The 13,648-nt window shown below is 62.8% G+C and carries 11 protein-coding genes and 1 riboswitch; of the genes, 8 read left to right on the forward strand and 3 right to left on the reverse strand.

From position 1 onward, the window contains the following. Positions 1 to 30: 30 nt before the first annotated feature. The 8 genes from BS629_RS02150 (at position 31) to atzF (ending at position 10,958) form a co-directional block, all read left to right on the forward strand. Entirely contained in the window at positions 31 to 948 is a 918-nt protein-coding gene (locus tag BS629_RS02150) for a helix-turn-helix domain-containing protein (RefSeq protein ID WP_018247020.1), read from the forward strand. Positions 949 to 1,159: 211 nt separating this feature from the next. Further along, positions 1,160 to 1,268: riboswitch (guanidine-I (ykkC/yxkD leader) on the forward strand. Between the two features lie 74 nt (positions 1,269 to 1,342). Then, on the forward strand, positions 1,343 to 2,416 hold the full coding sequence (locus BS629_RS02155; RefSeq protein WP_018247021.1) for a putative urea ABC transporter substrate-binding protein: 1,074 nt from the start codon (positions 1,343 to 1,345) through the stop codon (positions 2,414 to 2,416). Positions 2,417 to 2,481: 65 nt separating this feature from the next. Continuing rightward, on the forward strand, positions 2,482 to 3,300 hold the full coding sequence (locus tag BS629_RS02160) for an ABC transporter permease (RefSeq protein WP_018247022.1): 819 nt from the start codon (positions 2,482 to 2,484) through the stop codon (positions 3,298 to 3,300). Continuing rightward, positions 3,297 to 4,127 carry an ABC transporter ATP-binding protein gene (locus BS629_RS02165; RefSeq protein ID WP_018247023.1) on the forward strand — a complete coding sequence of 277 codons (831 nt, stop codon included), beginning with the start codon at positions 3,297 to 3,299 and terminating at the stop codon, positions 4,125 to 4,127. Before BS629_RS02160 ends, BS629_RS02165 begins: the two co-directional genes overlap by 4 nt. Then, on the forward strand, positions 4,124 to 4,945 hold the full coding sequence (locus tag BS629_RS02170) for an urea amidolyase associated protein UAAP1 (RefSeq protein ID WP_018247024.1): 822 nt from the start codon (positions 4,124 to 4,126) through the stop codon (positions 4,943 to 4,945). The genes BS629_RS02165 and BS629_RS02170 overlap by 4 nt, the downstream gene beginning before the upstream one ends. Before the next feature lie 12 nt (positions 4,946 to 4,957). After that, positions 4,958 to 5,608, forward strand: a complete 651-nt coding sequence (locus BS629_RS02175; protein WP_018516560.1) for an urea amidolyase associated protein UAAP2 — start codon at positions 4,958 to 4,960, stop codon at positions 5,606 to 5,608. A 3-nt stretch (positions 5,609 to 5,611) separates the two neighbouring features. Next, the gene (gene uca / locus BS629_RS02180; protein WP_018247026.1) at positions 5,612 to 9,151 is read left to right on the forward strand and encodes an urea carboxylase; all 3,540 of its coding nucleotides are present in this window, start codon (positions 5,612 to 5,614) and stop codon (positions 9,149 to 9,151) included. A gap of 1 nt (position 9,152) precedes the next feature. Next, positions 9,153 to 10,958 (forward strand): allophanate hydrolase, encoded by a 1,806-nt coding sequence (atzF, locus tag BS629_RS02185; RefSeq protein ID WP_018247027.1) that lies wholly within the window; start codon positions 9,153 to 9,155, stop codon positions 10,956 to 10,958. Between the two features lie 97 nt (positions 10,959 to 11,055). Here the strand turns inward: atzF and BS629_RS02190 are convergent, their stop codons facing one another. Genes BS629_RS02190 through BS629_RS02200 form a run of 3 tightly spaced genes read right to left on the reverse strand, consistent with a single transcriptional unit; the run spans position 11,056 to position 13,603 of the window. After that, a complete protein-coding gene (locus BS629_RS02190) occupies positions 11,056 to 11,466 on the reverse strand; it encodes a VOC family protein (protein WP_018247028.1) in 411 nt (136 codons plus the stop codon). Between the two features lie 18 nt (positions 11,467 to 11,484). Beyond that, positions 11,485 to 12,582, reverse strand: a complete 1,098-nt coding sequence (locus tag BS629_RS02195) for a Gfo/Idh/MocA family protein (RefSeq protein WP_018247029.1) — start codon at positions 12,580 to 12,582, stop codon at positions 11,485 to 11,487. A gap of 10 nt (positions 12,583 to 12,592) precedes the next feature. Continuing rightward, positions 12,593 to 13,603 carry a Gfo/Idh/MocA family protein gene (locus BS629_RS02200; RefSeq protein ID WP_018247030.1) on the reverse strand — a complete coding sequence of 337 codons (1,011 nt, stop codon included), beginning with the start codon at positions 13,601 to 13,603 and terminating at the stop codon, positions 12,593 to 12,595. Between the last annotated feature and the right edge of the window lie 45 nt (positions 13,604 to 13,648).

Consider the following 13,648-nt stretch of genomic DNA (forward strand, 5'->3'; position numbering starts at 1 on the left):
AAGGGAGCGGGTGTCTCCTAAAAAGGGAACATGAATTTGGCGGAAAGTAAGGTCGGCACACGTGCAATCTACCAGCCCGGCGCGAGCAGCATCGAGGGTTTGCCGACAGCGCTGCAGATGTTTCATGCTCATCCGCCTGTTATGGCCATGCCGCACTGGCACGCGCAGGTCGAGGTCAACTACGTGATGCGCGGCACCGTGCACTACCGGATGAGCGACCACGAATTCCGGCTGAACGCCGGCGAAATGTGCCTCTTTTGGGGTGGTCAGCCGCATCAGATGGACGAATCCTCGGATGATTCGCTCTATGCCGGCGCCCATCTGCCGCTCGTCTATTTCTTCCGGCTGCGCCTGCCGATCAGCGTTTCCAGCCGGCTGATGAAGGGCGAGACGCTGCTGACCTCGGCAACGGATGCCGCCGACAGGGAGAACTTCACCCGCTGGTTCCGCTATGCCAACTCAGGCGATCCCGCCAAGGCCCAGCACGCCGTCGACGAGCTGCTGCTGCGCATCGAACGGATCGCGCTCGAACCCTATTCGATGACGTCGCAGGCGACCATCAATCTCGACGGCGATCACCCGTATCCGCATTCCTCGCGCAGCGTCGCGCGCATGTGCGATTTCATCGCCGCCAATTTCCTGCACGACATCGATTCGGTCGATATCGCCCGCGCCGCCGACCTACATCCGAAATATGCGATGAACCTGTTCAAGCGATCGACCGGCATGACGCTCAGCAAATATGTGACGCTGCTGCGGCTGTCGCGCGCTCAGGCGATGCTGATGAGCGAGGGCGCCAACGTGCTGCAGGTGGCGATGGACAGCGGCTTCGGCTCGATCAGCGCCTTCAACAAATCCTTCCGCCACATCGCCGGCATGTCACCATCGGACTTCCGCCGTGATATCCGGCTGGTGACGACGGTTCCGGCCGGCGCTTTCCGGAACTAGCTCAGGGAAGCCACAATTCGGCGTTCTGTGCGTCTGCCTGCGACTTGTCTTTCACTGGGCAAAAAAGAACCAACGCCTAAGGTGACGGCAGAATACGCACATTTTCTGTGCAAGTGCATGCACTATTGCATTTGCCAGGGAATTGGTGCCATCGCACTCTCAATAAAATCAATGATTTATAAATTGGCACACACTTTGCTTCGATAGTTGCAGAGTTGGTGGCTAGGGTTCCGGCGTCGCAAGGCGTGGCTGGTCCGAGAGCTACCACCGGCAGGGGAGACATCCCGCCGGGTGCACGGCGGGACAAAAGCCCGGGAGACCTCGTAAGCCAAGGGATTGGCGGCACGATGGTCATTGCCGATCCCTTTTGAAGAAAAGCAAAAGGGGAATTTCAATGCAGACTTTTTCGAAGATTCTATCAATTGCCGCGCTGACGGCGTCCCTGGCGCTGGGACTCGGCTCCATCGCGAAGGCCGAACAGAAGACCGACTTCAAGGTCGCCTGGTCGATCTATGTCGGCTGGATGCCCTGGGGCTACGCCGCCGATCACGGTATCGTCAAGAAATGGGCCGACAAATACGGCATCAAGATCGAGGTGACCCAGTTCAACGACTACGTCGAATCGATGAACCAGTATACCGCCGGCGCCTTCGATGCCGTGACGCTGACCAATATGGACGGCCTGTCGATCCCGGCTGCCGGCGGCGTCGATACCACAGCCGTGATTGTCGGCGACTTCTCGAACGGCAATGATGCCGTCATCCTCAAGGACAAAGCGAGCCTTGCCGACATCAAGGCACAGAACGTCAATCTCGTCGAATTTTCCGTCTCGCACTACCTGCTCGCCCGCGCGCTCGAAAGCATCAAGCTGACCGAGCGCGATGTGAAAGTGGTCAACACCTCCGACGCCGATATGGTCGCCGCCTACAAGACGGCTGACGTGACCGCGGTCGTCACCTGGAACCCGCTGGTCTCGACCATCCTCGAGGATCCCACGGCCAAGAAGGTCTTCGACAGCTCGCAAGTGCCGGGCGAGATTATCGACCTGATGGTCGCCAATTCAGGCGTGCTGAAGGACAATCCGAATTTCGGCAAGGCGCTCGCCGGCATCTGGTATGAAACCGCAGCATTGCTGACTGCCGACAGTGCCGACGGCAAGGCTGCACGCGAGGCGATGGGCCAGGCATCGGGTACCGATCTCAAGGGCTTCGAATCCCAGCTTGCCGCCACCAAGCTGTTTGCCAAGCCGGCCGATGCCGTTGCCTTCACTGCCTCGGGCAGCCTGCCGAAGACAATGGATCTCGTCCGCAACTTCCTGTTCGAAAAAGGCCTGCTCGGCAATGGCGCGCCGTCCGCCGACGTCATTGGCATCGAAATGCCGGACGGCAAGATCCTCGGCGATAGCGGCAACGTCAAGCTGCGCTTCACCGAGACCTACATGAAGGCCGCCGCCGACGGTTCGCTCTGAGCGATCTAAAAGCCGCGGCGCGGCGTTGACCGCGCCGCCCGACCTTCATCAGCGGAGCTTTCCTCATGCGCTGGATCAACACAAGGCCGAGCCGGGGCGCGCAGCTTGCCTTGACGCTGCTGCCCTTCGTGCTGCTGATCGTTGCCTACACTTTCGGCTCGGTGGCACGATTGGCGGAAAATGCCAATGACAAGCTACTGCCCGGTCTTGCCGGTTTTGCCGATGCGATCGATCGCCTGGCCTTCATCGCCGATCCGCGCACCGGCGAATACCTGCTCTGGTCCGATACCGGAGCGAGCCTGGTGCGCCTGTTTGCCGGCCTTGGCATCTCCACGATCACCGCGCTCGTCATCGGCATGCTGATCGGCATGCTGCCTTATATGAGGGCTCTGCTCTCCCCTTTCGTCGCCGTTATCTCAATGGTGCCGCCGCTGGCGCTGCTGCCGATCCTGTTCATCGCCATGGGGCTTGGCGAAGCCTCGAAGATCGCGCTCATCGTCATCGGCGTTGCGCCGACGATGATCCGCGACCTTGCGCTGAAGGCGCTGGAGCTGCCGCGCGAGCAGATCGTCAAGGCCGAAACGCTCGGCGGCTCCTCCTGGCAGATCGGCCTTCGTGTCGTGCTGCCGCAGATCTTGCCGCGGCTGATCACCTGCCTCAGGCTTCAACTCGGTCCTGCCTGGCTGTTCCTGATCGCCGCCGAAGCGATTTCGTCGGATTCCGGTCTCGGCTACCGCATCTTCCTCGTCCGCCGCTATCTCTCGATGGACGTCATCTTTCCCTATGTCGTCTGGATCACGCTGCTCGCCGTGATCATGAATTATATCCTCGATCGCATCCGCATCGCCGTCTTCCCCTGGTCGGAGCTGGAGAAGCAGGCATGAGCGAACTGGTGGTCGAAAAGGTCTGGAAGGAATATGGCGACCAGATCGTCCTCGAAGATGTGTCGCTGACCGTCGCCTCGCGCGCCTTCGTCGCGCTCGTCGGACCGTCCGGCTGCGGCAAGTCGACGTTCCTGCGCATGCTGCTCGGCCAGGAGCGGCCAACAAGAGGGACCATCCTGCTGGACGGCGAAGCTCTGCCGCAGGAGCCAGGTCCGGATCGCGGTGTCGTCTTCCAGCGCTACTCCGTGTTCCCGCATCTGACCGTGCTCGGCAATGTGCTGCTTGGGCGCGAACTCTCAGGGTCTCGCTATAAAGCCAAGCTTTTCGGCGCTGCCCGTCGCAACGCCGTCGATGAAGCCCGGCGGCTGATTGTCGAAGTCGGTCTTTCCGGCGCCGAGGACAAATATCCGGCGCAACTGTCAGGCGGCATGCAGCAGCGCCTGGCACTGGCGCAGGCGCTGATCATGAAGCCGAAGGTGCTGCTGCTCGATGAGCCCTTCGGCGCGCTCGACCCTGGCATCCGCGCCGAAATCCACACATTGATGAAGCGGCTCTGGCACGAAACGCAGATGACCGTCGTCATGGTGACGCACGACATGCGCGAGGCCTTCACGCTGGCGACGCGCGTTGTCGCCTTCGAGCGTCGGCGTGACCGCCCGGAGGAAAAGGAGCGCTACGGCGCGACGATCACCAAGGACATTTCCATCTGGCCGCCCAGGCTTGCCGGCGCGCCCTCCGTCTTCAGCCCCGACCGGGACGGCCCGGTCATTTCTCTGGGCCTTCGCCGGGACGACCCGGCTTCCAGTCCGTCAGGAGAAAAGCCATGATGCATGTCAGACGTTCGCCCGAAGAGATCGCCGCCAACCGGCAGCGTTATGAGGAACATCAGAAGAAGGGGCTGGAATTTGCGCCGAAGGCCTTGCCGGCGCCGAGCCCCCTTCCCGCCACCGCCATCGATGCGGCTGCGATCATCCATCAGGAAACCATCCCCGGCGGCTGGTACTGGTCGACCGCGCTGAAGCGCGGCGAGGCGCTCCGCATTGATCAGGGCGAAGGCGGATCGACTGTGGCGCTCGTCGCCTGGAACGCCGCTGACACGAGCGAACGGCTCAATCTCGTCGATACGGTCAAGGTGCAGTGGACGACCGCCCTCGGCAAGGGCCGCGTCATCTTCTCAGACATGGGCCGGGTGATGTTTTCGCTGATCGAGGATAGCTCCGGCGCCCACGACTGCCTGATGGGCGGCTCGACGTCAGCTTCGAATGCCGCAAAGTATCCGGGCGTCAAGACCCGCAATACCCGCGACAATCTCGTGCTCGTCGCCGGCAAGCTTGGTCTTGCCAGGCGCGATATTCCTGCGATCCTCAATCTCTTCGCCCCGGTCCGCGTCGACGATGACGGCGGCTTCCACTGGCGCGGCAAACTCTCCAACAGCGGCGATTATGCCGAGCTGCGCGCCGAAATGGACATGATCGTCGGCCTTTCCAATTGCCCGCATCCGCTCGATCCCGACCCGGTCTATGCACCGAAGCCGATCATCGTCACGCGCTTTCGCGCGCCCGCACCCGCAGTCGACGATCTCGCGCGCACGGCAACCGCCGAAGCCCTTCGCGGCTTCGAGAACAACGCCTCGATGCTGGCCTGAGGGAGGATGACGATGACCGATTTCATCAAGACTTCAGCTTCGCGCAGCCTCGAAAACGCCGTGCAGGAACATTTCATCCCGGCCGAAGCGCCGTGGTCCGGCATCGTGCGCAAGGGTCAGACCATCCGCATCGAGGACAGCTACGGCCAACAGGCAATCGATACACTGTTTTATCGCGCCGATGACTTTGCCGAGCGTTATTCCAACCAGGATACGATGCGGGCGCAAGGTGGCGCCTATATCGGCACCGGCACGAAGATCATCTCGAACGAGGGCAACGTCATGCTGGTCATGACGGCCGATAGCTGCGGCCGGCACGATACATCAGCCGGCGCCTGCTCCTGCGAGAGCAACACGGTGCGTTTTGGCCACGGAACCAAATACCTCCATGCCTGCCGCGACAATTTCGTGATCGAGGTGACCAAACACGGCATGAGCAAGCGCGACATCGTGCCGAACATCAATTTCTTCATGAACGTGCCGATCAAGCCGAACGGCGAGATGACCATCGTCGACGGCATTTCCGCGCCTGGCGACTATGTCGAACTGGTGGCGGAGATGGACGTGCTCTGCGTCATCTCCAATTGCCCGCAGATCAACAATCCCTGCAACGGTTTCGATCCGACGCCGATCCGGGTGCTGATCTGGGACGGCGAGGACTGATCGATGTTCACCAAGGTTCTTATCGCCAATCGCGGCGAAATCGCCGTCCGCGTCATCCGCACATTGAAGAGGATGGGCATTGCCTCAGTCGCCGTCTATTCCGATGCCGATCGATTCTCGAAGCCGGCGCTGACCGCTGATGAGGCCGTCCGCCTCGGCCCGGCGCCTGCTGCCGAAAGCTATCTTGACGTCGATGCCGTCATTGCCGCCTGCAAGGCGACGGGCGCTGAGGCCGTGCACCCAGGCTACGGCTTCCTCTCGGAGAATATCGGCTTTGCCGAGCGGCTCGCCGCTGAAGGCATCGCCTTCATCGGCCCGCGCCCAGAGCATCTGTCGGCCTTCGGCCTGAAGCATACGGCGCGCGAATTGGCGAAAGCGAGCGGCGTGCCGCTACTGCCCGGCACCGATCTCTTGCAGAGCGTCGACGAGGCGCTTTCGGCTGCCGAGACCGTCGGTTATCCCGTCATGTTGAAAAGCACGGCCGGCGGCGGCGGCATCGGCATGCAGCTCTGCGCCGATGCGGCCGGCCTCAAGGCCTCCTTCGAAAGCGTGCAGCGGACCGCGCGCGCCAGCTTCGGCGATGCGCGCGTTTACATCGAGCGTTTCGTTGCCGAAGCGCGCCATGTCGAGGTACAGATCTTCGGCGACGGCAAGGGCGGCGTGATTGCGCTCGGCGAACGCGACTGCTCGCTGCAGCGGCGGAACCAGAAGGTCGTCGAGGAGACGCCTGCGCCTGGTCTTACCGCGGAGACAAGGGCGCGGCTGCACAAAGCGGCGGTCGATTTGGGAAGCTCGGTCTCCTATGAATCGGCCGGCACCGTCGAGTTCATCTACGATCCCCAGCGCCAGGAATTCTATTTCCTCGAGGTCAATACCCGCCTCCAGGTCGAGCATCCCGTCACGGAAGCTGTCTTCGGCATCGACCTCGTCGAATGGATGATCCGTCAGGCGGCCGGCGAGGATGTGCTCTCGGGTGCTGGGGGTCTGACGCCGAAGGGTGCGGCGATCGAGATGCGGATCTATGCCGAGATGCCGCATGCCGATTTCCGCCCGAGTGCCGGCCTTTTGACCGAAGTCATTTTTCCGGAAAGCACCCGCGTCGACGGCTGGATCGAGACGGGAACCGAGGTCACGCCCTTCTACGACCCGATGCTTGCCAAGCTGATCGTGGCGGCGGCAGACCGGCCGGCGGCGATCGAGAAGCTTAAGGCGGCACTCGCCGAAACATCGATATCGGGCATCGAGACCAATCTCGCTTATCTCAGGGCGATCGCCGCTTCCGAATTGCTTGCCAGCGCCAAAGTTAAGACGACGGCGCTACGCGACTTCGCCTTCGTTCCCGATGTCGTCGAGGTTCTCGCGCCCGGGGCGCAGTCAAGCATCCAGGAACTGCCGGGCCGGCTCGGCCTCTGGCATGTCGGCGTACCGCCGAGCGGGCCGATGGACGAGCGCTCCTTCCGTCATGCCAACCGGCTGGTCGACAATGCCGATTTGACGGCTGCGCTGGAGTTGACGGTTTCCGGTCCGACCTTGCGGTTTTATGCCGACCAGACGATCGCGCTTGCCGGCGCGCGGATGCCAATGACATGCGACGGCGTAAAATTGCCGCATGACGCCCCGGTGACAATCCGCGCCGGTCAGACTTTATCTATCGGTTCAATCGAAGGACCGGGACAACGCGCCTATCTCGCCGTCGCCGGTGGTTTTGCCGCTCCCGTTGTGCTCGGCTCGCGCGCGACCTTCGGCCTTGGCCAATTCGGCGGTAACGCCACCGGCACCCTGAAGACAGGGCATGTGCTGCATTTTGCCCGGCAGGTGCCGGCCGAACCGGTGAGACCGGCGACGGAGGCGGCGGCCTTGACGCGCGAATGGGATGTCGGCGTCGTCTATGGCCCGCACGGGGCTCCCGATTTCTTTCAGGACAGCGATATCGAGACGCTGTTTTCGACGGCTTATGAGGTGCATTTCAACAGCGCCCGCACCGGGGTGCGCCTGATCGGCCCAGCCCCGCAATGGGCACGAAGCGACGGCGGTGAGGCGGGGCTGCACCCCTCCAACCTGCACGACAACGCCTATGCGATCGGGGCGATCGATTTCACCGGCGATATGCCGATCATCCTCGGGCCCGATGGTCCAAGCCTTGGCGGCTTCGTTTGCCCGGCGGTGATCGCCCGCGAAGAGCAGTGGAAGATGGGCCAGTTCAAGCCCGGCGACCGTATCCGTTTTCATGCGCTGGCGCGGCCGGAAGACCCGATCGCCGGCCCGGCGGTGCGGCGGCCCTCGGAAGAAACAGGTTCGCCGATCCTCGGTATCAGCGAGGATGGCCCGGTTTCTGTCGTTTATCGCCGCCAGGGCGACGACAATCTGCTCGTCGAATATGGGCCGATGACGCTCGATATCGCGCTGCGGCTGCGGGTGCACCTGCTGATGCAGGCGGTCGTCGAGGCCCGCCTCCCTGGCGTCGTCGACCTCACCCCCGGTATCCGCTCGCTGCAGATCCATTATGACGGCACGCAGCTCACGCGCCGGCGCCTGCTCGGGCTGCTCTCCGAGATCGAGGCCACCCTTCCGGCAGCCCAGGACGTCACGGTGCCGAGCCGCATCGTGCATCTGCCGCTCTCCTGGAACGATCCGGATGCGGAACTTGCGATGCGCAAATATCAGGAGCTCGTGCGCCCGAACGCGCCCTGGTGCCCGTCGAACATCGAGTTCATCCGCCGCATCAACGGTCTTTCCGACGAACAGGCCGTCCGCGATATCGTCTTTGATGCCAGCTACCTGGTGCTCGGTCTCGGCGACGTCTATCTCGGTGCGCCGGTTGCGACCCCGACTGATCCACGCCACCGCCTCGTGACGACGAAGTATAATCCCGCCCGTACCTGGACGCCGGAAAATGCCGTCGGCATCGGCGGCGCCTATATGTGCATCTACGGCATGGAAGGACCGGGCGGCTACCAGCTCTTCGGCCGCACCATCCAGGTCTGGAACACCTGGCGGGAGACGCCGGCCTTTGCCAGGGGCAAGCCCTGGCTGCTGAATTTCTTCGACCAGATCCGTTTCTTCCCGGTCAGCAATCAGGAATTGACGGAGGCGCGTGCCGCCTTCCCGCATGGCGGTTATCCGATCAGGATCGAGGAGACGGAATTCTCCTATGCCGCCTATGAGAGGGAATTGCAGGCTAACGCGGCGTCGATCGGCCGTTTCAAGGCAACGCAGCAGGCCGCCTTCGATGCCGAACGCCAGCGCTGGAAGGACGCCGGGCTCGACAGCTTCGTCACCGATGAAGGCACCGGCGAAAGCCCGGATGGGGATATTCCCGACGGCTGCTTCGGTGTTGCCAGCGCCGTGCCCGGCAATATCTGGAAATTGCTGGTCGAGCCGGGCGCCCCGGTTGCGGCTGGCGATACACTTGCCATCATCGAATCGATGAAGATGGAAATCAACGTCACCGCCCATGCGGCAGGCCGCGTCCGCGATCTGCGCGCCGGGCCGGGAAGAAACGTCAAAGCCGGCGATATCATCGTCGTTCTGGAGGAATGCTGACATGCTGCCGACCATCCTCGATCTCTCAAGCCTTCGCGCCGCCTATCAATCCGGTCTGACGCCGCTCGATGCCATCGAAGAGGTGATCTCCCGCCGCGCCGCCGCGAAAGATCCGGCAATCTTCATCACCCCGGTGCCGGATGAGGAGCTGCGCGCTGCCGCCAAAGCCTTGATGGCACGCGCGCCTGAGGCAAACAGCCTGCCGCTCTGGGGCGTTCCCTTTGCCGTGAAAGACAATATCGATGCCGCCGGCCTGCCGACAACTGCCGCCTGCCCGGCCTATGAATATCGGCCGGAGGCGGACTCGACCGTCGTTGCCCGGTTGAAGGCGGCCGGTGCCATCATCATCGGCAAGACCAATCTCGACCAGTTCGCGACCGGCCTCAACGGCACGCGCTCTCCCTATGGCGCGCCGCGTTCGGTCTTCGATGCGGCCTATATCTCAGGCGGTTCGAGTTCCGGATCGGCGGTCACGGTGGCCTCCGGCCTTGCGGCCTTTGCGCTCGGCACCGATACGGCCGGCTCCGGCCGGGTGCCGGCTGCCTTCAACAATCTAGTCGGCATCAAGCCGACGCCGGGCCTCCTGCCGAATACCGGCGCTATACCGGCCTGCAAGAGCGTCGACTGCATCACCATCTTTGCTGCGACCGTCGGCGACGGTGTTGCGATCCGCAAGGTCGCCGAAGGCTTCGATGCCGCCGATGCTTTCTCGCGTCGCGCCGAACCGGCGAACCTGCCTGTGTCGGGCTTGCGCATCGGCGTCCTGACCGACGCCGAGCGGGAGTTCTTCGGCGACAAGGAGGTGGAGGCGCTCTACGATCAGGCGATCGAGCGGGCCAGAGCGCTCGGCGCGACCATCGTGCCTTTCGATTACGCGCCATTCCGCGAGGCCGCCGCCCTTCTCTATGACGGGCCGTGGGTCGCCGAACGTCTGGCGGCGGTCGAGACCTTCCTCGCCACGAACGCGGCCGATTTCGACCCGACGGTGCGGGGGATTATCGAAGGCGCCAAGGGCAAGACCGCGGTCGAGGCTTTCAACGGCCGATACCGGCTGGAAGAATTGCGTCGCAAGACCGAGGCCGAATGGGAAAAGGCCGACGTGCTTCTGCTGCCGACCGCACCGACCACCTACACCGTGGCGGACATGCTGGCCAATCCCGTCGTGCTCAACGGCCGCCTCGGTCGCTTCACCAATTTCGTCAACCTGCTCGATTGCGCAGCGATCGCCGTTCCGGCCGGCTTCGGCAAAGGTGGGCTGCCGGGCGGCGTTACCGTCATTGCACCTGCCTTCACCGACGATGCGCTGGCGCCGCTTGCCGATGCGCTGCACCGCGCAGCAAGCTCCGGCATGGGCATCGACCGGCAGGCAGCGATCCCCGAAGCAAGCCGTGTTGTGCCTGGCGATGACGGTTTCATCGAAATCGCGGTTGTCGGTGCGCATCTGACCGGCATGCCGCTCAATCACGAACTGGCAGGCGCCGGCGGGCGTCTGGTCAAGACCTGCCGCACGGCCGGCGACTATCGCCTCTTCGTTCTGCCTAATACCACGCCAGCGAAACCAGGGCTGCTGCGCGAACCCGGCCATAAGGGTCAGGGGCTGGAGGTCGAGGTCTGGGCACTGCCGGCCGATGCTTTCGGCAGGTTCGTCCAGAAGATTCCGGCACCCCTCGGCATCGGTAAGCTGACGCTCGAAGACGGTTCCAGCGTCTCCGGCTTCGTCTGCGAGGCCCATGCGGTGAAAGGTGCCGAGGAAATCACCGCACTTGGCGGCTGGCGCAACTACATCAGTGCCAAGCTGGCGAGCTGAGGAGAGCCTTGCATGGCAGCAAAACTTGTCCGGCGCCTGATCGATCTGCTGCGGGACGGTCTGACCGCCCGCAGCGAAGCGATCGGCAGCACCTGTGTCAGCCCTGGCGGCTCTGAGAGCGTTCGGCAAGCTCGACAATGATGCCGTCGGGATCGCGAACGAAGGCGATCTTGTTCAGCATCTCGGAGTGGACGGCGAAGCGCGGCCGCTCCTTGATCTCGACGCCCGCCTGTTCAAGGCGGGCAAAGACCTCGTCGACACTGTCGAAATGAAAGGTGAGGTGGCGGACGCCGGCCGTATCTTCAGCCACGTCGACCGCCCTCGACGCGCCGCCGGGCGGCGCAAAGACCTCCAGCATGCCGCCGCCTGCATCGAGGAACGCTACCTGCATGCCATTCGCCATCGTCTTGCGCAGCACGAGGCTGAGGCCGAGCAGGCCACAGTAGAAATCGACGGTGCGGTCCATGTCGCTGACCGTCATGCCGACATGCTCGAAGGATTTCAGCATGGGAAAGCCCTTCCCGGTTCAGACGGTGGCCGCAACACGCCATTCCCCGGCCGGAAGCCAGGAGCGATAGAGCGGATGATCGGCGGCGATCGGCATCGGCGTCGGTTGTCCGGTTCGCTGCGAGAAATAAGCGGCCGTTACCAGTTCCAGCGAATTGCGGGCGTCCTGCAGCGTCACCGGTGGGTCGGTATCCTCGACGATCGCCTTGTGGAAGAGCTCGAACTGACGGGTGTAGCCATCCTCGCCAGGCACATAGGCGGCGAGCACTTCGTCGATCCGCGCCTGATGTTCCTCTGTCCCGGCGACGAAAGTCCACGGGTCACGGCCCATCGTATAGGGTTCGATGATGCTTTCGGCGACGAGGTCGTTGAAGCAGAAGCGCAACCGCGAGATCTCCTTGCGCGAACCCAGCGTCATCGACAGCGTCGCCAGCGAGCCATTCTGCATCTTCACCGAAAGGGCTGCCGTATCCTCGACCTCGATCGGATTGACCAGCGTCGCCCCATAGGAAAACACCTCGGCGCAGGGGCCATGTACATAGTTCAGCATGTCATGAGCGTGGATGGCGTGGCCGAGAAGGCCGCCGCCCAGTTCGCTCGCCCATTTGCCACGCCACGGCACGGCATAATAATCCGGACCGCGCCACCAATGGGTTTCGATCGTTGTCAGGAACGGCTTACCGGCCAGGCCGCGCTCGATCAGCAGCTTCAACTTCTGCAGGCCGGAGCCGTAGCGATACTGGAAGATCGGCATCAGCTTCCTGCCGGGGTAACGATCGAGGATGCGCCCCATCTCGTCGACCTCGGCGATCGAGCCGAAGAGCGGCTTCTCGCAGATCACATGCTTGCCGGATTCGATGCCCTTGCGGCAAAGTTCGAAATGCGAGCTCGGCGGCGTCGAAATGTCGATGATGTCGAGATCGTCGCGGGCAAACAGCGCATCCGCATCCTGCGTGTATTCGCCAATGCCGTATTCCTCGCACAGCGCCTTGCCGCGTTCCTCGTCGAGCGAGCAGAGCACAGGAACCTCGAAAAGCTCCTTGTTCCAGCCGAAGCCGGCCAGATGCCGCGCAGCGATGCCTGCGCCGATGACGCCGACGCGCAATTTCCTGGTCATGATATCCTCCTCAGCGAGCGCCGATGCGCGCGGCTTTCGCCTGGGCTTCGAGCGAAAGACGGCAGACTTCAAAAACGTGATCCTGGGTCATCGCCGTCTGCGTGCGGTTGCCAACGTCGGCGGTGAAAGCGTCGAAATAATCGAGCTTTTCGCCGCTGCAATCGATATGGGTCATTTCCTTGCCGTTGACCAGGAAGAGGTGATCCTTGCCCGGCCGGCCGGCAATATCGATATACTTGCGCAGCTCGATGTAGCCTTCGGTGCCGAGAATGGTCAGGCGCCCGTCACCCCAGGTCGGCAGCGCCTCCGGCGTGAACCAGTCGACACGGACATAACCCGCCGCCTTGTCGGAGCGCAGAAGGACCTCGCCGAAATCCTCGAAGGCGGGCTTGTCAGGCATGCCGAAATTGCCGATCGAGCTTGCGATAACCTCGCCTGTGGTCGAGCCGGTATAGAACAGGAACTGGTCGACCTGGTGTGAAGCTATATCGACGATGATGCCGCCAAAGGCCTCGGGATCGAAGAACCAGTCCGGCCGGGTCGGCAGTTGCAGCCGGTGAGGACCGACGCCGAGCGTCTGGATCACTTTGCCGATCGCGCCTTCGGCGACGAGCTTGCCGGCCTTGACGGCGGAGCGCACGCAGTGGCGCTCGGAAAAGCAGATCGAGAAGATCTTGCCTGTCTCGGCAACGGTGCGCCTGACATCCTCGAGTTGGGCGAAGGTCGTCACGCCGGGCTTGTCAGTCATCACGTCTTTGCCCGATCTCATCGCGCGAATGGCAAGTCCGGCACGATCGCGGGGGATTGCGGAAATGCAGATGACGTCGATCGACGGATCGTCGAACAGCTTTTCCCGGTCAATCTGCGGCGCGTCAGGATAGGTCTTCTCAAAGGCCTCGCGCAGTGCCGGCACCGAGGTCTGCGGGCAATAGCCGACGAATTCGCCGCCTGAAGCAAGCAATCCCTTCACGTGATCGAACGTATGCCCATGGTCGATTCCGACGACGGCAAATCTCAACATCGCTACAATATCCTCCTGGGATTTTCGTGTGGCCGGCTGACGCCA

It is taken from the genome of Rhizobium leguminosarum bv. viciae USDA 2370, from assembly GCF_002008365.1.
Taxonomy (GTDB): domain Bacteria; phylum Pseudomonadota; class Alphaproteobacteria; order Rhizobiales; family Rhizobiaceae; genus Rhizobium; species Rhizobium leguminosarum.

Excerpts from the sequence above, each read along its gene's own strand:
- BS629_RS02150 (WP_018247020.1), top strand. The coding sequence starts at position 31 with ATGAATTTGGCGGAAAGTAAGGTCGGCACACGTGCAATCTACCAGCCC.
- BS629_RS02155 (WP_018247021.1), top strand. The coding sequence starts at position 1,343 with ATGCAGACTTTTTCGAAGATTCTATCAATTGCCGCGCTGACGGCGTCC.
- BS629_RS02160 (WP_018247022.1), top strand. The coding sequence starts at position 2,482 with ATGCGCTGGATCAACACAAGGCCGAGCCGGGGCGCGCAGCTTGCCTTG.
- BS629_RS02165 (WP_018247023.1), top strand. The coding sequence starts at position 3,297 with ATGAGCGAACTGGTGGTCGAAAAGGTCTGGAAGGAATATGGCGACCAG.
- BS629_RS02170 (WP_018247024.1), top strand. The coding sequence starts at position 4,124 with ATGATGCATGTCAGACGTTCGCCCGAAGAGATCGCCGCCAACCGGCAG.
- BS629_RS02175 (WP_018516560.1), top strand. The coding sequence starts at position 4,958 with ATGACCGATTTCATCAAGACTTCAGCTTCGCGCAGCCTCGAAAACGCC.
- uca (WP_018247026.1), top strand. The coding sequence starts at position 5,612 with ATGTTCACCAAGGTTCTTATCGCCAATCGCGGCGAAATCGCCGTCCGC.
- atzF (WP_018247027.1), top strand. The coding sequence starts at position 9,153 with ATGCTGCCGACCATCCTCGATCTCTCAAGCCTTCGCGCCGCCTATCAA.
- BS629_RS02190 (WP_018247028.1), bottom strand. The coding sequence starts at position 11,466 with ATGCTGAAATCCTTCGAGCATGTCGGCATGACGGTCAGCGACATGGAC.
- BS629_RS02195 (WP_018247029.1), bottom strand. The coding sequence starts at position 12,582 with ATGACCAGGAAATTGCGCGTCGGCGTCATCGGCGCAGGCATCGCTGCG.
- BS629_RS02200 (WP_018247030.1), bottom strand. The coding sequence starts at position 13,603 with ATGTTGAGATTTGCCGTCGTCGGAATCGACCATGGGCATACGTTCGAT.